Below are 21,267 nucleotides of genomic sequence, written 5' to 3'. Positions count from 1 at the left end.
TTTTACCAACTGTGGATAATTTGAAAATCCCTATTTTGACGAAAAACTTTGAAATATACTCTTCATAGCTGACCACTTCGTCTTCTTGCTTGACCAAGTGACGGTTGCGGCGATGAAGATACATTTGAATCAACGACAGTTGGGCAGAAACAAAACAGAAAATAGCGGCATATTGTTTTTGAAGTTTGGCTGGATCTGTAGTAAAATGAAAGTGCTCTTGCATGGGGGATCTCTCCTTTCGAATGTTGGGTGACACTTTCATTCTACTGGAGATCCGCCAGCAAGGGCTATTTTTATGCTTGATCAAGTTTATCTAGCACCACGGGTTAATTTAAATTAAAAAGGAACAAATAGATAAAGTATAATCTTTATCTATTTTGTTCCCTTTCATCTTCATCTGTTCTTACAAACCTAATGCTAAACTAGATAGATGCACATTGAAACATTAACGTCCGTATAAGTGGCTTCCACCTCGGTTATACTGCTCCTAGGTACTTCACGAAGAAAAGGAGCGGAAACGGAATGAAACGATTGAAAATCACCAATGACCATGGATGGACGCCACGAACCCTTTGAAAGGAAGAGAAAAAAATCAAAAACATTTCCCTGCGTCAACGCGTCATGGCCGTTCGCCTCGTCATGGAAGGGTATCTGGGGAAAGACGTCGCTTCCATGCTCAACCTGTGCCGCCAAAGCGTCGCATTTTATGTCTCCTTATTCAACGAAGGAGGGCTCGATCTCCTGCTCGATCGGAAATATCCGCCGGGCCGGGAGCCGTTTTTGACACTGGAACAGCAACAGGAACTGAAACAGACGATCTTGACCCACACCCCGGCCGAACTCGGTTGGGACATCGCTTCTTCTTGGAATACGCGGATTCTTCAGTCTTATATCCGCGAACACTACGGGGTGGACATGTCCCGGGAAGGAATTCGCAAACTTTTACATCGAATGAGATTGTCTTGGACTCGTCCCACCTATACCCTAGCCAAAGGCGATGCCGAACAACAGCAGGCGTTTGAGAAACAAATGGATCTCATTAAAAAAAAACTGATCACTCCCGATACGGTTCTTTTATATGCCGATGAGACTCATGTCCGGTCTTATCAAATCCTGCGGGCCACTTGGTCGGAGGCAGGCAGGCAAAAACAAGTGCCCACGTACGGCCATCATGCCCACGTTTCTGTATTTGGGGCGGTGAATGTGCTCAATGGGGACACCGTTCTTCATCGAGCAGTCACTGCGAATGCGACGACGTTTTTGGATTTTTTAAAGATCTTGAAGAGCCGTTATCCAGACCAGCTGATCGTGCTCGTGCTCGACAATGCCCGCATCCACCATGCCAAAATGGTGAGAGATTTCTTGCGCCAAGAAGGGGAATCGTTTCACTTGATCTTTTTACACCTCCTTATTCCCCACAGCTGAATCCCATCGAACGCTTGTGGAAATGGCTCAAGGATGCGGTCATTGCCAATGTGTTTCACAAAGATCAAATGGATATTGACCAAGCCATTGCCCGGTTTAAATATATAGATCAACAACCGGAAGAGATGCTTCGACGCTTGGGGTGTGCAGCGTGATGCAAAGGTTAACTTTTCAAGGTGCATTTATATAGACTAACATCAAAGGAACTAGATCTAAGTAGCTCTGGTTCCTTTTCTGCCTCTGTTTTGTTTGTCCAAAAGTATTTGAGTAATGTAATAAAATGGTTAAAATACCGTCAAATCTGGAGAGGGCATTTACAAGGAATCTCAACGCTTATTCGTATCAAAAAGGTTCATGTTTCTGACAGAGCGGGCCATTCAAAAAAATGCTAATGGAATATGCGGATTTAGCCAACATGGAGAACATTACCCCACACCGCTTCCGTCATAGCTTTTGCAAAAATTTAGACAATGCTGGAACGCCCATTGAAATTATTAGGCGGTTTGCTCGGCATGAAAGTATACAAACAACCGTTATTTATGTAGACGCATCACGAGAAGGAAGATGCAGGCATTAAGGAGAATGCAATGCGATGAGTAAAAAGACGGATCAAGTCCGGGAATTTGTGTAAAAAGAAGCGACAAAAAGCAGTTTGATTTCTCCGAAACGTAAATTCGCTGGACTAAGAACAGAAGGAGTGTTTTTAAAATAATTTTTATAGCAATACATTCCTCTTTTTAAGGAAAAAATAAGTTTGATCAAGAACTTTTTAATAATTTTTTGCATAAAATAATCATATATTCCGTTTTTTGAGGAAAATATATAGAAAATCAATACATTTTTATTTATAATTTATTGTAGAGGTGAAGTTTATGGTAAATACAAACAAAATTGTAGGTCAGAATGTCAAAAAATATATAGAAAGTAAAGGGATTAAACATTCATGGGTGATGGAACGCACTGGTATTAAGAAGACAGCTTATTATAATTTCTTAAAAGGCGAAGGAAATGTGGAGGAGTATGTTGCAAAGATCAATAAGTTATTCCGCATTAAAGATCCGTTCTTTTTTTACAAGTCAGATATGGAATTCAAAGAAAAAACGTTTGAACGAAGCCGATCTGATTCATTTATGAATCATGTGGCACTTTCGTTTCACGGTACAGTGGACGAAGAATTAAAAAAGGGCATGCATCTTTTTAGCGAATTTGTTGAACTGATCGATGTTTTAAAATCAGTCACAAATTCGGAAAATCCAAGGGGGTAGTCCATTGATTACAAAAGATAATCTTGAAATGATTCTAGAGCATAACAAAACACATTTGTCGAAAATGAAAAAGGCAATGGACCGTATTTACTCCCTCGGAGATCCTCTTGCTCATGTAAAGCCGCTTGATTTTATAAAAACTTATCTTTACGAGCATGCAAATGTATTGCAGTTTCCGATTCAAAATGCTGACTATGGGGGGCTTGTGTATTACTATAACGGTGATTATTATGTCCATATTAATACCGCACAGCCGAGAATATATGAAAATTTCATGTGGGCGCACGAGTTTTATCATTTCTTTTTTGACAGAGATAAAATTAAGAACCCTGACCAAAATTTTATCATGATTGATCATATTTATGATGAAAAAGAGCGGCTTCCTAATCTCTTCGCTTCCGAATTTTTAATTAATGACTTTGTGTTAGAAAGAAGCTTTCAATTTTTAGAAACTGCTCATACGAAACAATCTCTTCCGGAAAAAATTATACGATTAATCAGTATCTTCCAGATCCCGTATAAAGCGTTAGTTGTGAAACTTGCTCAAAACGAATTGATCACGATTAACGAAGCGAAAAATGCATTGGACTATGATTATAGAAATCGTATTCCTCATGATATAGACAAATCATTTTTCGAGCCTAGTTATACGATAAACATCAGCGGGTTTGATGAATTGTATGAAAAAGCGAAAGGATTGATGTATGAGGACGATCTTCAATCGATTAAAAAATCTTATGATAAGCTATATGAACAAGTGTTGGCGTCAGTGCATGATCAAAGGGGGACTAAAGGATGAAGGTCCTCGATTCTCCTGTTTTAGAATTGGTTCGTCCGTTTATTTCAGATAATACGGAGCAATTGTACCAGTCGTTAAACGAACATCAAGCATTTTATATGTTCGATAATATGATTTTAACGAAATTAAGAAAACAAATATCCAATTTGCCGCTTTTGCTGCAGGCGTTTCATCAGTCTCCGATTTTTCTTATTCCTGATGTAGTGTTAGAAGAGTCTTTTAGGAATATACCCACAAAGGAACGGTATAATGATTATTACTTTGAGCTTTTCAAACAATTATCGGCGAAGAAACAGCTATACATTATATCGATGGAAACCATTTATCAATTATTAGAAAAAGGAATGACGAAAAAGCAATACATATTTGATGCGATGAAACAACTAGCTTTGGAAGCTTTCAGAGTAAATAGAGATATTATTAATAATCTGGAACGATGTGAATTATCCTCTTTTTCGGATCTTCCGAAATTGAGACAAATCATTTTACATAACGGAAATAATGCAGGAGAGCGCTTTATTTGTTTTTTCGCATTATTGCTTGTTCACCAGTACTACGGTCCTGCCTATATATGTAGTGATGACGGCAAAGGTGTATATACGATGTATAATACTTTTGTAAATAACGAAAGTTTATTTCGAATATTAGGTGTCGATGATTTTTTGATGTTTAAAGAGCAATACATCCTGCTGTCTTATGACTGTATTCTACAATTATCCATTAAGAATACGGAATTAAGCTCAGAAGAAATCTATGCTTTTGTGCAGAGTAGCGGTCGAAACGAGTCAAGGAAGGTCATTTATTCGTTAGATGGACAGTCATTCCATACAGAAATTAAAAATGCAAATTTCGCTAAATGGATAGAAGAAGGAAAAATAGAGATTTTCTTTTAATTCTGTTGTCAATCATGAAATCTTTAAAATGAATTTTAGAGTCGGATTCATTTTATCATCGATCGGCTTTAACACGGGTAAATGAGGTTTCTTCATTAAGAAATAAACGACATCTAAAGATAAAGATGTTCAAGTGATCATTCGGGAGGACAAGCGGAATAAGTTTGCAACTGTAATACTGGTTCAAAATTCAAAAGTCATACTGCTTCATTATTTCGACAAGCAGTATAACGGAGCGATAAGACGAGAGGATATTGAACCTGCCGAATCAGCATATGAAAGTTATTGCGCTTTTGATCCTTGCCTTTATTAATTAATCGGGAGCATTCCTGTTAGAAGCTTTTTGGGAACTTGAATAAAAAAGCCCTCTTGGTATGATTCGGGGGTGTCAATCGCACGAATTGACCCCTAATTTGGATACCAAGGAGGACTATACATGCATTCTATCTCAAACAAGAAGATTAATCAAGTCACCGATCGGTGCAATAGCAAGTCCGAAGTCTGCAACAATGCGGATGTCCGGCTTCTTTGTGGTTATGTACCTGTGTCATCGTCCGAAATTTGTCCTCGAAAACTTATCGTAACTCTTAAACTTCTAAATTATATATCCTCCATAGTCTTCCATAATTTATAATAAATACGAAATATAGAAAGAGAGGAAATGGTAATATATGAGGTTGGTTTTGTTTACTTTTTTATTGTTCATTTCTTTTTTTAGTGTTTCCAACCATTTCGTTAAAGCTGACAAGCTTAATACATATATTAAAGCCACTAAAAATCACGTTCCACTATTTGATAACAGCACCGGTTCATTGGTAGAAGTCGGTTATATGGAAAAAGGAGATATGTTAAAAGTTTATAAAGATCAAGGAAAAAACTGGTGGCAAATTAAATTCGGTAATAGTTATGCCTATGTTTATAAAGGTAATGTCGAATCGTTTAAGGCGAAAGCGATTAGGGGAGAGAATACAAGCAATTTAAAGAATTCAAACAACACGATTTTATTAATGGAGAATCAGCGAATCTATGATAATAGTACAGGAAAGTTGATTCCGTTTGTTACGATTAAAGGGAATATGCGTTATCCAATCATTCGTAAACTTAGAAATTGGTATCAAATTGATGTTGGTGGTCGGATTGGATACATCCATCATTCAAAGGCTAGTTGGGACCATGGAGTTCCTGTATTAATGTACCATCATATTTTGAAAAAATCCGAAAACAAAAACTATCGTGATGTATCAACGACAATTTCAGATAGTCAATTTAATGAGCAAATGGATTGGTTAAAAGAAAACGGATATGAAACGATTACATTGCAACGTTTAGAACAGTATGTGCGGGGAAAGGCAAATATTCCTGCCAAAGCGGTCGTCATTACCTTTGATGATGGGTTGAAAACAAGTTTCATATATGCTTATCCAAAATTAAAAAAGTATGGATTCAAAGCGGTCAATTTTATCATAACGAGTAGAATACCGAAAGAACCACAAAAGTTCAATCCAGATAGCTTGCAGTTTTTGAGTCAATCTGAAATGGATGCAATGAGCGATGTATTTACTTTTGGATCCCATACACATCGTTTGCATAATTTAACTGGAAGGAAGAGCGATGTTCTTATTAAGCCTTACAATGTGGTAAAAGAAGACATTAAACGGAGTAAAGACATATTAGGCGCCCGGTATTTTGCCTATCCATTCGGTCAATATAACTCTAGTATTATTCGAATATTAAACGAACTGGATTTTAAACTGGCGGTGACGACAAAAGAGGGGAAAGTGCACATAGGAGATCCTTTGCTGGAGATAAAACGGTTAGGTGTATACCCGGAATATACGCTGAAGGACTTTGCGAAAATGGTTCAAAACTAACAGGGGTGCTCACTTCATTGGCACATCGAGAATGAGAATTTCCCGTTTCCATGGAGAGCATTCCTCTGCACCGTTTCCGCCATAGGTTTTTGTGAAAATTGGCTAACGCTCGAACATTCATTGGCATTGTTAGACGTCTTGTTCGTCAAGAAAGCATTCAAACAACCGCTATTTTCATAACGGCGAGACCTAGCTGTTCTTCTACTTGCATCTCGAGGATTGGATTTTAAGACTTGTTCCAGCAGCTTAGGTAATCCCCATCTTTGGCCAATAACCCGTACAAAAGTTTATCATTTAGGGTAATATGGTATGGAGCCATTGTTGCGTTCCTCCTTATGTTTGTCCATTGTTCGTTCTACCAAAGGGGAAGTAACATGGCTCTTTTTCTATTTCCTTTTTACACAATTATATGGACTTAACTTTATTGAGTGAAAGAGGACATTTATACAATTTAGTAAGCTGTGTATGTAGAATGGAAAGCATCATTTGCGGGCGGCCAAAAGGAATCAGGCGATTTAAGCCCTGGTTCCTTTTTCGTCTTTTCGTACATTCAACTTTTAAGAAGTCGATGTGTGTGTCATGTCGTCAATAACAGATGCATGAGCATTGTTCTAATTGTCGTATCAAGATCAATTTCATGGTGGTTTCAGATGGTTGGTTATCACTAAACGAAGAAGTTCTCATATTTTAGGATGGCTGCCATCCTAGATATGAGTAATAGGGATTTTAGCCTAGATAAAATAGCATTGGACATATTTGTTTATGGCAGAAAATCAAATATTTTGTTGAAATAGGTATATTTTACTAGTATGATAGAAAAGGAATAAAAGATAAAAAATGGGGGTTTTTTCACGTGTATTGCGTTAAGTGTGGAAGCAAAACGGAGCCTGGAGCAAAATTTTGCAGCAACTGTGGTGCTTCTGTGCGGTCTCGGTCTAATAAACTGTTAGTGATCACGGCTATATTGATGTTTGTCGTTTGTGTTAGTACTTGGACGGCACTTGTAAATCAATGGCGACATTATGAGAAAAAAACAGAGGAAGTCGCTAGCAAGCCAGTCGAGCAAGTAAAGCAGGAAGGAAAAACAACTGTGAAAAAACAGACCGCACCTGCCGCCAAAGCAAAAGTGACGAATACGAATAAAGACGTAAAGGAAATCATTGCCGAAGCGCAAGAAAAAGTATTTACCATTTATACTGACTATTCACAAGGATCAGGTTTTTTAATCAACAAACAAGGAGATGTGTTAACGAACGCGCATGTGGTCGAAGGATCGATTGACGTCATTGTTCGTGATAAAAATGGAGAAGAATATCAAGGAAAAGTGATTGGTTACAGCAATGAAATCGATGTTGCCGTTATCCGCGTTCCCGCGCTAAAAAATAAAAATCCGCTTCTGTTGGAAACAAAAAGAAAAGCGCGGGTGGGCGAAGAAGTAATTACGCTCGGAAGTCCAATGGGATTGGAAAATACGGCGACGTTTGGGTATATTAGCGGCGTAGACCGCAATTTCGTTATCGAGCCGCATATATATGAAGGCATTTACCAAATCTCTGCCCCGATTGCGCCGGGAAGCAGCGGCGGGCCGTTGATTGAACGAAAAACAGGAAAAGTGTTGGCGATTAATTCGGCGCGCCACGCAACAGAGGCGAATATCGGTTTTAGTATCCCAATTTTTAAAATATATGACCTTATACAGAAGTGGATTTCCACACCGCTCGCAGAAGATGAGATTTATGCAATGTTTTTTAACAGCGAAGGAGCGTATTTTTACCGGAACCTCGAGGGCGAAGGATATTTCGAGGGCGGCGATTACAGCGAAGAATATGATTCGTGTGATGTTTGGAATTATGATGAACAACAGTCCGAAACGGAAAGCGAATATGAAAACTATGATGAAAGCAGCGTAACGGAAGAAAACGGGGAGGTTGGCGATTCCGTCGATGAGAGCGATGTTTCCGAAGATGAAAGCTTGAATGAGGAAGAAATTAACGATGTGCCGGCAGAGGAAGGGGCGAATCTGGAAGAAGAATCGCCTGATGGATAACAACCGGCAGAGGGCTATGAAATAAATGGGGGCGACAGTTACGAAGGTGAGTCTGGTGAAGAAATGATAGATCCGTCAGCGGAAGATCAATTAACGGAGAATCCGCCAACGGACCAATCGACGAATTAACTGCGCTTTTCTGAGACGAGAGACTATTATGCTATGTTGCTTTTATATAGAGTATCATGTGGTTTACCATTTTTCAAAAGTTGTGTTCAGCGTCGTATCGAAGCTGTTCCTTGGAGAGGAAATTCTCCAAGGAACTTGTAATATATTGGAGTAGTTTGCAAACAAAAACTTAGCTACTGGAGCATCGGTTCGAATCATCTATATGCTCATTTTTTTCATGAACTTTTCGGAGGTTTATTAGCATTGCCCGATTTTTGTCGAAAGATTAGTCATTGAAATACAAAAAATGCAAGTATTACAATGATATTAGGAAATAAATGACATCAGAGGAGGTGTATAAATTCAACTTGATTTCTCAACATAGTAGATGTTTGTCACTTCTTTGTTTGAAAGCGCATCCTAAAAAATGATTTGGTCGAATTTTTTACCTGGATCTCTGTATAGTTGCCAAAATCTTGGTTATAGATTGAACTATGCGTCGAAGAAACTAGTTTGAAAGAAATAAAGTTTTAGTATGGGGGATTTACTACTGTTAATAAATTCAATGATTGAATAAATTTGTTGGCAAAAATGGGGGGAAGAGGATCGATGATGAAAAAATTGTATAGTTGCTTGTCGGTCTTTTTATTGTTCAGTTTTCTGTTGCTTCCTGCGGCAATGACAGAAGCAAAATCAAAATTTAAAGATGTCCCGAATGATTTTTGGGCAAAATCGGAAATTGAGTTTTTGAGCAGTAAGGGGATTATTAAAGGGTTTCCCAATGGGACATTCCAACCTAATCAGCCGGTGAAGCGCGTCCAAGCTGCAATTATGATTACGAGAGCATTAGGTTTAGATACTTCCAATCGTCCTAATCCTGGATTTAAAGATATAAAAAATTTAGATAAAGAAGCATATAATGCGATCGCTGCGGTTGTGGATGAAGGGATTTTTCCAAAAGGACAAACGTTTCGGCCACATGAAGCGCTTTCTAGAGCCGATATGGCGATGGTGTTAGTGAAAGCATACGGCTTGAAAGGAACATATCATAAGCCAATTATCGATGTTTCAAAAGAGCTTTATCCTTATGTTAGTGCGCTGGCGGCAAATGGCATTACGAAAATTTATCAGGATGGAACATTTAAGCCGAACGGTACGGTTACAAGAGCGCATTTTAGCGTGTTTTTTGCTCGTGCTTTAGAGCCATCGTTTAGAGTGCCTGTCAATTCGAAAGAAAATCCGGCAAAACTCGGGGAGCCTGTGGTTGTAGAAACCGATAATTGGCTATATGGGCGCCATAAATACGAAATAGAGTTAACCGATGTCATTACTGACGGTGAACAAGCGTGGCAAATGATTCAAGCAGCGAATATGTTTAATGAGGAGCCGCCAGCAGGGAAAAAATATATCCTTGCGAAGTTCCGGTTCCATTTGCTTGAGTTTACTGGAAAAACATTTTCTTCTTACGATTTAAATTCAGCAGCATTTGAAGCAGTGAGCAAGAACGGAGTAGTTTATGACATTCCTTTTGTCGTTGAGCCAGAGCCGAGACTGTCCGCAAATTTGTATAAAGGCGGGGAAGTGGAAGGATGGGTGGCTTTCTTAGTAAATGAGAATGATACCCCTCTCATTGTATGGCAGAGGGAATGGGACGATGAGCTTTGGTTTAGCCTAGAATAATGATCCTTTTATTGTTGATGTGAGGAACCAAGCCATGAAAGGGTTTGGTTCCTTTCTTTTCGTGCAGATCTAATCGATTGTATCCCGTGCGATGCAATATGTTGGATATAAAAAACAAAAATTAATCAAAAACTATAAGGATTTTCACGCAAAGGGATTGGGGTTCGGGATGATGTGGAACTATTGCTGCAGGCTGGCATTATGAAAGGACGCGAGATAGGTGAATTTGCTCCGCGAGAACCTGCGAACCGTTCTCATATCGCTGCTATTTTGCATCGTTTCTTAGTATTTGTTAACTATATAAATTAAATGTTGTTAGCCGAAATGTGTCGTAAATATGTTGAAAAGGAGAGTATCGTTTCGCACGGATACTCTCCTTTTGTTTTTCTCATACTCTTTGTCTTCAGATTTCTTACACATGCGTTTATTCTATCCCGTTTGGCGTTTTACGGTATGAAATAAACGCGAATAAAAATGCGATAAAGAATACGAGTGAATTGGAATATAAGTAGCGAAAATCTTGCGCCGGCAAGGCGATAAATACCGTCCCCGCGTTGAGCAGCACGGCGATTGGCAAAAGCCAAGCTTTTCGATCGTTCCGCAAAAAGGCGATAAACGTAAACAACAGAATAGAGAACATATATACTGCCGGACGCCAAAGAAACGGTTTGCCCGTTGTTTCGGACCATTTTAAGTATGTACCTACCATATTGGTTATTGGCTGAGAAATCACTTCATTTTTTAAACCAAATTTGTTCCCGTAAAAAACGTTGGTAACGAACATGGACGTGTATCCGTCGTTCGGCTCGTTCATTTGCCAGACGAGGGAAGTTTGCTTCATCATCGCCTCGATAACGAGTCGAGGATTTTGCAGGCAAATTTCCCACCATGTCCGTAAATAGGTGGAAAGATGATTTGGAAAAATCGCTCGCTTATTATAGTAGCCGGAAAATTTAATTGGATCGGTCACGTAAGGATTGTAGAATTTTTTCCATAAGTCTAATGACATGATTTTATTGATATATTCGGCTTGTTGTTCGGTCATTTCCCCATTATACGCGATAACGCGAGCGATTTGTTGGGTTGGAATGCTTAGCGCTTCGTTTGGATCGGATGGCGTAACGTTCAAATAAGTAAATAAAGGCCCCGTTACGGCGTAATGAATGACGACCACAAGTGAAATGACAAGGAGCCACCGTTTCCATAGATGACGAAACACCGCGAACAATATGATCAACGACGCCAAACAGACAACAAATCCATTATGCCGAAAAAAGACAACTCCCAATGCCGCCATTGTAAAAAAGAGAAAAGATGGAAAGCTATTCAACCAGTTTCCATTTGTCATGATCAGTTTGCATATCAGTGTAGTAAACAGCAAAATAAACGTGCTGTATAAAATGTCTTTCCAGACCGTGATGGAATAAATGCCGTTGACCGGACTGACGGCAAATAAAATGGAAACGATCCAAACCGCCCATTTCGGCGCCCCTGCTTTTTCCAATTCAAATAGACAATAGCCAATAACAGCCGAAATAATGATGATTTGCGCGATACCAATCGCGGCCGGAGAGTCCCATACTGCCGTTACCAGCATGATAAAAAATGTGTACATGACCGGATGCCAGTCATTGAATTTTCCAGTATGGGCTTGTTCCCACTGAAATATAGAATCCGCTGTCATTGCCCCAGGGAAAAAGGCAATGAGATAAAACGGCCAAACGATAAGCGAAGGCAAAGCGTAAACAAAGATGAGCACCCGCTTTTTGTCCGGATTAGGACGGTTAGGTTTTATCGATAGAATCAATGAAGCAGCAAATAGCACAATGATAGACGTACTAACATAAGTTCCGATATAAATAAGAAACTTTATAAACAGCGGCGAGTGCTGCAGATGCGTTTGTTCTCCTTTCATGCTGAGAACAGCAAAGAATGGAAATAATAGCATAAACAGCCCCGCTATCCATTGTTTTGAGCGAAAAAGGGATAAAAGGCGCGCTTTGTTTTGAAGCACTATATAATAAGCGGCAAATAGAAGGAAAAATAAGAAAACCCCTTCCGCAAAAATGTCCCGATGAATGGGAGAAAAAAATAAGATAGTACATATCGTGCTGATCAGCGCTGCGATGGCGCTAAAAATCCTATTTTGCAACATGGCATTCGCACTCTCCTTTTTCATAAAGCATTAGCATTATTATGTAAGCTATCTGCTGATGGCAATTGAAGAAAGGCGCGACATCTGTTCATTTTTCAGACAGATGAGTGGATAAGAATCATAAATACGCGTGGCGTGAAAAAATTCTATAGACAAGCATAACATAATAATAAGGAAGTGGAAAGAAAGAGGCAGAAAAGGAGGGCGCCGAATCGGTCCGCTCTCCTTATTTTATTCAACGAGGCGGATGATGCGTTTAAACTCCTCTAATGTCGTATCAGGACCGATACCGAGGCGTTTTAACTGATATGGATCGTCTCCTGGTTTTACTGTTCCGATTTTTGTCGTAAATGCCATGGTGAAGCTGTTTCCTTCATAAAGCATAAATTTGGAAATGGAAGATTGTCAAGAAATGTATTTAATTTCCATCAAAATTAATAGATACTTTTTTCTTCTGCTCTATTAAAATATGGTTATAATAACAATTTTATTATTAAGAAAGGAGAATAGTTTTTGTGAGAACTCGACGCTTTATATCCCTTGTGCTGGCTGCCGTCCTGCTGTTTCCATTTTTCGTGTTTCCAGTTGCGGAAACAGCCGCGGCGGAAAGCGTTTCGTTCCGTGATGTGAAACAATATGAAAAAGAGATTACTTATTTATCAAGATTAGGTGTGATTCGAGGGTATCCGGATGGAACTTTCCGTCCGAATGATTCTGTAAAGCGGATACAAGCGGTGCAGCTCATTTTGCGCGCGCTAGGCATCGATCTTGTTGAAGATTCTTCTGTCCAGTTTACGGATGTGAAGAAAGGGGATTATGGGTATCGGGAAGTCGCTACCGCCGTGGAACTCGGCATTGTCAGCGGAAAAGAAAATGGTTCGTTTGATCCGTATGGACGGCTGACACGGGGACAAATGGCAAAGATTTTTGCGAATGCGTTTCGTCTTGTAGGAAAATGGAACAAAGACTTTACCGATGTAAAACCAGGAAATTGGGCATATGAATATGTGCAAGCATTAGCAGCGAACGGAATTACAACCGGTTACCCTGATGGCAGTTTTCGTCCAAATGATTCGATTCAGCGCATGCATTTTGCGGCGTTTTTGGCAAGGTATATCAATGATGAGTTTAAGCCACCTGTTTTGACGCCGTTTAGCCGAAAGGAAATTATCGCGAAAAAGGAAAGCGTTGTAATGATTGATGTGTATGATGAAAATGAAGAGCTTATTTCTCAAGGAAGCGGGTTTGTCACAACAAACGGATTGATTGTTACTAACTATCATGTTATTAATGGCGGATCATATTTTGAGGTGGAAACGCATACGGGAGATATTTATGAACTAGAAGGAGTGGTGGATTACGATTTAGATAATGATATCGCGATTTTAAAGCCATACGATTTATTGCCGATTAAGCAATTACGCCTCGGTTCTAAATCAATGGTGGAAGAGGGGGATGATATCGTTGCCATCGGAAGCCCACTAGGATTTTATAACTCCGTTTCTATCGGTATTGTCAGCGGGATTCGTCATTTTGAAGAAGAAGGATGGGAAGCGGATTATATTCAATTTACAGCGCCAGTCACCTTTGGCAACTCAGGCGGACCACTATTAAATATGTATGGTTACGTTGTCGGATTGGTTTCTTTTGGCTTTGAAATAGGAAATCTCAACTTTGCATTGGCGGTGGACCATATTAAAGATGTTCTTCAACCATATATTGGTGTTCCATTTTATCAGCTTCCGGTTCTTTCTATTGAAGAGCTGCCGGTTATTGATGATGGAGAAGAGGAAATACCGGAAGAGGGGGAAATACCGAATGAAGAGAAGGATCCTGGCGAACAGCCGCCGGCTCCTACTGTGGAAACGACGAAATTTGTGTTAGAGCAAAATTTAGTGACATCGGTTTTTCATCCATCGTTGCCGATTTTGTATGGGCTTGATGTATTTGGAAATGTTGTTGAAGTCAATTATGAAACAAGACAAGTAAAAACATTGCCGTTGCCGCTGCCTGCTGAACGGTTATACTTTGCTAATAATGAACTATATATTACGTTGTTAAAAGGAAAGCATAGTTCTTATTGGTCGGAGGAAGACCAGCAAGGGGCGATAGCCATCATTGATGCAAACACGTTTACATTAAAGAAAGTATTTGACGTTGCCATCGATCCGTATGATATAGTGGCGGATGACCGCTATATTTATATTTCATCAGGCTCTGGGCAATGGACGTTGTTAAAAAGCTATGACCGCACCACTTATCAAGAAGTGGACTCTACATCGATTCGGCAGGCAAGCTTTTTGGAAATGAGTCCGGACAAAACGAGAATTTATGCAATCGATACAGATCTTTCTCCTAGAGATATGGAAGTATTTTTTGTTTCGGATGGCAAGTTTACGGTCTATTATGATTCGCCGTATCATGGGGACTATGAACTTGCTAAGGATATGACCATCTCTAGCGATGGAAAATATTTATTTAACCATGCAGGAACGGTATTTTATGCTACTCCTTTGCAAAGCACGAATATGACTTATGCGGCAACGATTCAACCGTTTACAGCCATCGCTTTTGATCGGACAGCAAACGTATTTTATACAGCAAAAGATCATACAGTGAGAATGTACAACCAAACATTTGAAGAAGTAAAGGAATGGATTGTTTCAGGTACTGTTCAGAATATCTTTGTCTCAAACGGGAAAGTAGTTTTGTTAACGACTGAAACGCCGTATTCCAATGGATTAAACGTTCAATCTATCCAGATTTTTAATCAGGCTGTCGATAGTGGTCTGTGAAGAAAAACCTCTCAGGAGCCCTGAGAGGTTTTTTAAGGAAAAATAAAAAAGGGGCCAGTGCTTATGCAAAGCAACTGGCTTACCAAACAAAATCTTACCGCGACTTCATTCTACAAAATTCGACAAAATATGTCTATAAGTAATTGTTTCTTGTCGAAAAATATATTTCCATATAATCAAGGTATTTCCTAGTTTGTTTTGTGGGTGATATATCATGATATTAATAAAAAATGAAACGCTCCAAAGAATTGCATTTGGAGCGTTTCACTGTTTATTTGTAAATCGGCACGTCAAAAATGAGTGTATACCGTTCAAGCAAGTCGTACAGCGCACTAATGTTGCGTACTTGTTTGACCGCCCAGCCAATGTCGGTTGCGTATTGATGTACTCCTGGGTTGGCTGGATTCCATCTCATTTTGTATAGCGTATCCTGCTTATAGGTTGGATTGTGAATATATCGATTGGCGATTTCCTCGGCACCGCCGATAATCGCTGCTTCTGGCGTAAACCAGCCTTTCTTATAAGCGTATTCCGAACCGCAGCGGACTGGACAGCTATCATAAGCGTTCAGTCCGTACATGTTATAAACTACTTTCGGTTCAACTGGTTTGCCGTCCACTTCACTGACCAGCACGCCGTTTGCTAATTGGGAAGTGCCGTTTCCTGTTTCAAGGAGCGCATGTGAAATAAGGTAAATTTCATTAATATGATATTTTTGGCCAGCTTCGATAAATGCTTGGCCTTTTCCGGCAAGGATGCCTTTGCCGGCTAAAATTTTGTCATTTAGCTCGTTTAATGGGACACCCGCACTTTCTGATAGAACAAGAAACTGAAAATATTCTTTGCTGTCGCGGCTGAATCGGCTAGGATCGAGATAGGCTTTGACATCTTCCGGCTTTGCATTTTTCCAAGGGCCAAACTTAATTTCATACCAATCGCCTACTTGGTTGACCACTTGCACGATGTCGCCGGCTTTTAACGTCCCTACGATCCAATGGGATGTACTTGTTCCTTCCCGGACGTTTAACGCAGTGGCTATAACCGTTCCGGTCGTTGGGAACGTACCCGGTTTATCGACTTTTATGAACTCAGCAAGTACGTAGGACGGACTGTTTCGGTATAAGTCGGTTTGCGGTTTTTTTTGCATTTGAATTTTTAACATGTCATCCAGTGTTAAATTATAGGATGTGTAACGGATAACCGGACCAATTTGGATTGCCTCTTTCCACACGTAACCGATTCGTCCGCCGATGTCGATCACGACAGAATTGTTTTCCTCGCGAATGATTGGATAGCTTTCCCCTTGTTTGATGATCGCGAACCGTGTTTTTGTGTTATTCGGATCTTCGTAAACAGGTGTGTCAGATATCGCTAGAAAGTTTTTGTCTGTTGGCTGGAGGCCTTTATTTTCATTTTTTAGTTGAATGGAAAATGGCGGCCTTGTCGATGCTTTCCAAACGTACGCGACCCCTTTTCCATATTTGATTTCATGCCAGTTGCCGAAATCGCGCAGGCGCGGGAATACTTGCCCCTTGTCCAAGTAAGCTACGGCAATTAGTTTTCCTGTGCTATTGTCATAGACAGGAAGACGATCTTCCAGCACTTCGAAATAGCGGTCTGTGCTTTTGAATGGAAGTTTTACTGAGCTTTTATGGACGTAGCCAATCCGCCCCGATACATCGACGCCATACCAGTTTCCTAATTCTTTCACAACCGGATAGCTGACACCTTTTTTAATGGTAGCGAATTGTACTAGTGTTCCCGATGAATTGTCATATACAGGCGCATCAGCGATGGTTGTAAAAGTCACACCAGTCGGAGGAGCAGAATTGGCGTTTCGGATGGAAGAACCGCTCGAAGGCTCCGTTGAACCTTTCCAAACGTACGCGACCCCTTTTCCGTACTTAATTTCATGCCAATTGCCGTAGTCTCTTATTCTTGGAAACTCCTGTCCTTTTTCGAGCGTGCCGACTTGAACGAGTTTTCCCGTGCTGTTGTCATAGACCGCTAGTTGATCGACCGTGACACGGAAGTAACGATCAGTAGGCTTGAAGCTGATTTGCACGCCGCTCTTATGGACGTAACCGATTCTTCCAGCGATTAAAACTTCGTACCAGTTTTCCCCGAATTTGCGGATAATAGGGTAAATTTGCCCCTTTTTGATTGTAGCGATATGAACAAGCGCCCCGGTTGAGTTGTCATATACAGGCAAGTCAATAACAGCGGTAAATACGGTGCTTCCCCCTGCGTTGCTGCCTGTTTTCATCGGGCTTTTTCCGCTCGATGGAACAGTGGATGCTTTCCAGACATATGCGTATTTTGTACCAAATTGAATTTGATGCCAATTGCCGTAATCTTTTATTCTTGGAAACTCTTGTCCTTTTTCAAGCGTGCCAACTTGAACAAGTTTTCCGGTGCTATTATCATAGACCGCTACTTGATCGTCGACAACTTGAAAATATTTCGTGCTCGCTGTAAATGGAGCAGCCGTTGTTTGATTGGTTGATGCGATGGAGGCGCGAGCCGCTGTTTGATTTGTGGTGGCGCTTTTATTGGCCTCTGTTGTATTTGTTTCCGTTTCTGGCTGTTTTGTTTCTGTTATTGGCTGGCTTGTTTCTGTGCCGTTTGTCGGCGCGGTATCCGTATTTTTTGTTTCTTCAGAATCGGACGCCGTTTGATCGTTTGGCTCTGTTACAGAAATAGACGGAGATTTTTTCATGTATCCGAGCTGGTTTCCGATAATAATTTCAAATGCGTCATCAAGCTCCTGAGAAACCGGATATTGTTGTTCTGGCATTAAATATCCGATTAATTGACCGTTTTTTGTGTAAACGGCTGCTTTTTCTTTGACTAGCACATATGTGGATTGCGCTTTTTCTTCATATGTATAGCTTGTTAGTGGTTCGGAAAGAACGGCATTTTGCACATCAGTACGATCAAGATAGGCAAGTTCGGTTCCCCATTGAATGTAAACACGATTGTTTTCGAGTTTTACAGCTTTCAAGATGGTTCCTTTCGCTAATTCCCCGACCTGCTGATTTGTTTCCGTTTGTTTGACCGGCGCTGTTTCGCTTGTTACTTGCACATACGTATTCGCTTCCTCACCGGTGTTTGCTGGCGTGTTGGCAGCATATGCCGGAGAAATGCCATAGGAAACTAGCAAAAGTAAAATAGATAGCAAAGCTAGGAATTTTCTTATCTGTGCTTCCATGCGTGTTAAACACCCCCTCCAAAGAGATAGTATGGTAGACATAACAAATTATATCATTTTTCCTAATAAACTGACATAGTTTGATGGCACTAAAAAAATAGATAACGAGATATTTAGCGTTTTATATCGAAAAAAGAGATCGGTTGTTCCCTAAATTTTGTTAAGGTATAATGAAATAGCAAATTGGAACGTAAGGGGAGTTCTATGATGAAAAAGGTACGAAAAGCCATTATTCCTGCCGCTGGGCTTGGAACAAGATTTCTCCCGGCGACAAAAGCGATGCCGAAGGAAATGCTGCCGATTGTCGATAAACCGACGATTCAGTATATTGTAGAAGAAGCGATTGCTTCAGGAATCGAAGATATCATTATTGTTACCGGAAAAGGGAAAAGAGCGATCGAAGACCACTTTGATAACGCTCCGGAGCTGGAACAAGCGTTGCTTGAAAAAAAGAAATATGATTTGTTGGAACAAGTTCGGCATTCCGCGAACTTAGTCGACATTCATTACATTCGTCAAAAATCGCCAAAAGGGTTGGGACACGCGGTATGGTGCGCGCGAAAGTTTATTGGAGATGAACCATTTGCTGTACTTTTAGGCGATGATATTGTTCAAGCCGAAAAGCCGTGCCTAAGCCAGCTGATCGAACAATATGAACGTACTGGCTGTTCCGTGATTGGTGTTCAGCCTGTGCCGGACGAGGAAACACACCGTTACGGCATTATTGAACCGTTGGAACGAATGGGAAACTTGTATCAAGTAAAGCAGTTTGTTGAGAAGCCTCCTCGTGGAACGGCTCCGTCGAATTTGGCCATTATGGGTCGCTACATATTGACACCGGAAATTTTCGGCTTCTTGGAGAAGCAAGAAGCGGGAGCAGGAGGAGAAATCCAGCTTACTGATGCGATTCAAAAATTGAATGAAACACAGTCGGTATATGCTTACAGCTTTTCAGGAAAGAGATACGATGTTGGAGAAAAATTGGGATTTGTTAAAACAACTATCGAGTTTGCTTTGCAAAACGAAGAATTGCGTGAGGAGCTTGCCGCGTTTTTAAAAGAAATCGTCAAAACACTGCCTTGATGGGGAGAAAGCTCATCAATATGGAGTATAATTAGCCCATATCTAAAAAAATGTTCCCTCCCGTTAGAGAAGGAAAGATAGCGGGAGGGATGGTTAAAGCACAAGAAAGATAGAACCAACGATAATGAACAGCACGCCGATGATTTTTTGGCGAGTGATCGTTTCTTTTAGCAAGATCGCTGACAATAGGAGTGTCCAAATGTAGGTGATCGATGTCAGCGGAAATACAACTGTATATGGGAGCTGCTGCAATACGATAATATTTAATATCGCACTGATGCCATAAAGCAATCCGCCAGCGGCAAAGAACGAAAGGAACGAAATGTGAAATCCGATGCGCTGGCTTGCTGCTTTTTTTAAATAATATCCTCCTAATGCTCCGAGGAGTGTCATGACGATAAGCAGTAACCATGATTTAATCGTCCCCACCCCCGATTAGAACCGAGCCGGCGATAATTAGTACGACCGCGATCGCCTGCAGCGTGGTAATTTGTTCATTAAGAAACGTAATCCCAAGCAGCAGCGCGAACACATATCCCACGCTTAAAAGAGGGTGCAATACAGACAAACTCCCGAAACGGAAAGCTACGGTCATTAGAACAGCACCGACACCATAAAATAGAAACCCTAGGATTAAATAGCGGTTCCATTGTCCTCCCGATAACTTCCAAAACATCTGGCCGCTTGCTGTGCTCATGGATGCCAATAAAATGAGGACAATACCGATTTTGTTTTTCTTCAGCGATTGAATAAACGAGTTCATGGTGGCATCCCTTTCTTTCGATCGGAAATGAATGCAAATAAAAAAGGGATAAAAAATGATCATACCATTATGGTTAAGAGTGGTCCTGCTAAAGAATAAAATGTCATCGAGACACCGCTAAGCAGCCCAGCTATAAAGCTGGCTGCGTAACAATTAAGAGACGTCATTTCGTTCTTTTTCTCTTTCTCTCAAGTGTTCATACATTCTGTTGAGTTCAAGTTCATACTGCTTCCGATGCGCAGCGGCAACTGTGTCTAAAATGAGTCCGCAGGCAAATGACAGCAACGAGAAAATCATTAATCCTACTGCTAAAATAGCGGAAGGGACGCGAGTAATAAATTTCGTTTGAATGAATTCTACCACGACGGGAATGCCGACGGCGAGTCCAAGGATGAAAAATAGCAACGCCCATAAAGAAAAGAACAAGAACGGCTTATAATCTTTAAATAAGGTAAAAATCATTTTTAACACTTTCCATCCGTCGGAAAACGTGTTCAGCTTCGATTCGCTTCCTTCCGGACGGTCGCGGTAATCAATCGGCACTTCTTTAATAAGAAATTTTTTATCGAGCGCGTGGATGCTCATTTCGGTTTCGATTTCAAACCCCGGGCTCATAACGGGCATTGATTTTACAAACAATTTGTCGAAGGCGCGGTAGCCTGTCATAATATCTTTAATGTCGCTTTTGTATAAAAAGTTGATTAAGTTTTTAACGAGGTTGTTCCCAAAGTTATGAAACGGGCGTTTGTTTTCTTGAAAATACGTCCCGTTGGATAGACGGTCGCCAATCACCATGTTGGCTTCTCCTCTTTTAATTGGCTCAATCAGCTGATGAACAAATTCGGCAGGGTATGTATCGTCCCCATCGACCATGACATAAATGTCGGCATCGATTTCGCGAAACATGGACCGAACGACGTTTCCTTTGCCCTGGCGCAATTCTTTGCGAACGATTGCGCCATGCTCGGCAGCGATTAAAGATGTTTTATCTTTTGAATTATTGTCATATACGTAAATGTCTGCCTCTGGCAATTCGCGCTTAAAATCGCTAACGACTTTGCCAATCGTTTTTTCTTCATTGTAACAAGGGATAAGCACAGCAACTTTCATGGTGTTCACTCCTTTATCGTAAAATATTGAGCCGCTTTTCACATTGCAAAGAAACACAGGGA

The 21,267-nt window shown here is 40.5% G+C and carries 18 protein-coding genes and 1 pseudogene; 12 read left to right on the top strand and 7 right to left on the bottom strand.

Annotated features, from left to right (window positions below):
* A pseudogene (locus DCC82_RS01000) lies at nucleotides 1-223 on the bottom strand (hypothetical protein); the annotation flags it as partial.
* A 416-nt stretch (nucleotides 224-639) separates the two neighbouring features.
* On the opposite strand from DCC82_RS01000, the gene DCC82_RS00995 reads away from it, so the two are divergent.
* The 10 genes from DCC82_RS00995 (at nucleotide 640) to DCC82_RS18635 (ending at nucleotide 10,397) form a co-directional block, all read left to right on the top strand.
* Nucleotides 640-1,425: an IS630 family transposase gene (locus tag DCC82_RS00995; RefSeq protein ID WP_199222344.1), complete on the top strand. Its 786-nt coding sequence runs from the start codon at nucleotides 640-642 to the stop codon at nucleotides 1,423-1,425.
* A 14-nt stretch (nucleotides 1,426-1,439) separates the two neighbouring features.
* Nucleotides 1,440-1,580 (top strand): integrase, encoded by a 141-nt coding sequence (locus DCC82_RS18640; RefSeq protein ID WP_097353884.1) that lies wholly within the window; start codon nucleotides 1,440-1,442, stop codon nucleotides 1,578-1,580.
* 230 nt (nucleotides 1,581-1,810) lie between these two features.
* The gene (locus DCC82_RS17845; protein WP_353620327.1) at nucleotides 1,811-2,002 is read left to right on the top strand and encodes a tyrosine-type recombinase/integrase; all 192 of its coding nucleotides are present in this window, start codon (nucleotides 1,811-1,813) and stop codon (nucleotides 2,000-2,002) included.
* A gap of 295 nt (nucleotides 2,003-2,297) precedes the next feature.
* Nucleotides 2,298-2,690, top strand: a complete 393-nt coding sequence (locus DCC82_RS00980) for a hypothetical protein (RefSeq protein ID WP_015865117.1) — start codon at nucleotides 2,298-2,300, stop codon at nucleotides 2,688-2,690.
* Between the two features lie 4 nt (nucleotides 2,691-2,694).
* Nucleotides 2,695-3,489, top strand: coding sequence for an ImmA/IrrE family metallo-endopeptidase (locus tag DCC82_RS00975; protein ID WP_097353883.1), 795 nt, complete (start codon nucleotides 2,695-2,697; stop codon nucleotides 3,487-3,489).
* Nucleotides 3,486-4,382 carry a hypothetical protein gene (locus DCC82_RS00970; RefSeq protein ID WP_097353882.1) on the top strand — a complete coding sequence of 299 codons (897 nt, stop codon included), beginning with the start codon at nucleotides 3,486-3,488 and terminating at the stop codon, nucleotides 4,380-4,382. Before DCC82_RS00975 ends, DCC82_RS00970 begins: the two co-directional genes overlap by 4 nt.
* Nucleotides 4,383-5,053: 671 nt before the next feature.
* Entirely contained in the window at nucleotides 5,054-6,253 is a 1,200-nt protein-coding gene (locus tag DCC82_RS00960) for a polysaccharide deacetylase family protein (RefSeq protein WP_108430205.1), read from the top strand.
* Between the two features lie 853 nt (nucleotides 6,254-7,106).
* Nucleotides 7,107-8,300, top strand: coding sequence for a trypsin-like peptidase domain-containing protein (locus tag DCC82_RS00955; RefSeq protein WP_233252891.1), 1,194 nt, complete (start codon nucleotides 7,107-7,109; stop codon nucleotides 8,298-8,300).
* 717 nt (nucleotides 8,301-9,017) lie between these two features.
* On the top strand, nucleotides 9,018-10,088 hold the full coding sequence (locus DCC82_RS00950; RefSeq protein WP_233252890.1) for an S-layer homology domain-containing protein: 1,071 nt from the start codon (nucleotides 9,018-9,020) through the stop codon (nucleotides 10,086-10,088).
* Nucleotides 10,089-10,289: 201 nt separating this feature from the next.
* The gene (locus DCC82_RS18635; RefSeq protein ID WP_483299660.1) at nucleotides 10,290-10,397 is read left to right on the top strand and encodes a hypothetical protein; all 108 of its coding nucleotides are present in this window, start codon (nucleotides 10,290-10,292) and stop codon (nucleotides 10,395-10,397) included.
* A 115-nt stretch (nucleotides 10,398-10,512) separates the two neighbouring features.
* Here DCC82_RS18635 and DCC82_RS00940 read toward each other — a convergent pair whose 3' ends face one another.
* Both DCC82_RS00940 and DCC82_RS18505 read right to left on the bottom strand, forming a co-directional pair.
* Nucleotides 10,513-12,243, bottom strand: a complete 1,731-nt coding sequence (locus DCC82_RS00940; RefSeq protein WP_097353880.1) for a DUF6020 family protein — start codon at nucleotides 12,241-12,243, stop codon at nucleotides 10,513-10,515.
* A gap of 231 nt (nucleotides 12,244-12,474) precedes the next feature.
* Complete coding sequence (locus tag DCC82_RS18505) at nucleotides 12,475-12,600, bottom strand: polysaccharide deacetylase family protein (protein WP_286170443.1); 126 nt, start codon at nucleotides 12,598-12,600, stop codon at nucleotides 12,475-12,477.
* A gap of 158 nt (nucleotides 12,601-12,758) precedes the next feature.
* Here DCC82_RS18505 and DCC82_RS00935 point away from each other — a divergent pair, with 158 nt between their 5' ends.
* Complete coding sequence (locus DCC82_RS00935; protein WP_097353879.1) at nucleotides 12,759-15,038, top strand: S-layer homology domain-containing protein; 2,280 nt, start codon at nucleotides 12,759-12,761, stop codon at nucleotides 15,036-15,038.
* Between the two features lie 271 nt (nucleotides 15,039-15,309).
* On the opposite strand, the gene DCC82_RS00930 is transcribed toward DCC82_RS00935, so the two are convergent.
* Nucleotides 15,310-18,249: an SH3 domain-containing protein gene (locus DCC82_RS00930; RefSeq protein WP_233252889.1), complete on the bottom strand. Its 2,940-nt coding sequence runs from the start codon at nucleotides 18,247-18,249 to the stop codon at nucleotides 15,310-15,312.
* Between the two features lie 207 nt (nucleotides 18,250-18,456).
* Between DCC82_RS00930 and galU the strand changes: the two genes are divergently transcribed.
* Entirely contained in the window at nucleotides 18,457-19,332 is an 876-nt protein-coding gene (galU, locus tag DCC82_RS00925) for a UTP--glucose-1-phosphate uridylyltransferase GalU (RefSeq protein ID WP_115657190.1), read from the top strand.
* A 93-nt stretch (nucleotides 19,333-19,425) separates the two neighbouring features.
* On the opposite strand, the gene DCC82_RS00920 is transcribed toward galU, so the two are convergent.
* The 3 genes from DCC82_RS00920 to DCC82_RS00910 all read right to left on the bottom strand — a co-directional run bounded on the left by DCC82_RS00920 (nucleotide 19,426) and on the right by DCC82_RS00910 (nucleotide 21,205).
* The gene (locus DCC82_RS00920; protein ID WP_233252888.1) at nucleotides 19,426-19,761 is read right to left on the bottom strand and encodes an EamA family transporter; all 336 of its coding nucleotides are present in this window, start codon (nucleotides 19,759-19,761) and stop codon (nucleotides 19,426-19,428) included.
* Nucleotides 19,748-20,095, bottom strand: coding sequence for an EamA family transporter (locus tag DCC82_RS00915; protein WP_097353875.1), 348 nt, complete (start codon nucleotides 20,093-20,095; stop codon nucleotides 19,748-19,750). The genes DCC82_RS00920 and DCC82_RS00915 overlap by 14 nt, the downstream gene beginning before the upstream one ends.
* A 153-nt stretch (nucleotides 20,096-20,248) precedes the next feature.
* Nucleotides 20,249-21,205, bottom strand: coding sequence for a DPM/DPG synthase family glycosyltransferase (locus tag DCC82_RS00910; RefSeq protein ID WP_097353874.1), 957 nt, complete (start codon nucleotides 21,203-21,205; stop codon nucleotides 20,249-20,251).
* Nucleotides 21,206-21,267 lie beyond the last annotated feature (62 nt).

It is taken from the genome of Geobacillus sp. LYN3 (assembly GCF_003064505.1).
In the GTDB taxonomy this organism is placed as follows: domain Bacteria; phylum Bacillota; class Bacilli; order Bacillales; family Anoxybacillaceae; genus Parageobacillus_B; species Parageobacillus_B toebii.
The sequence above is the reverse complement of the archived record's forward strand: the minus strand, read 5'-3'. Positions and strand labels throughout refer to the sequence as shown.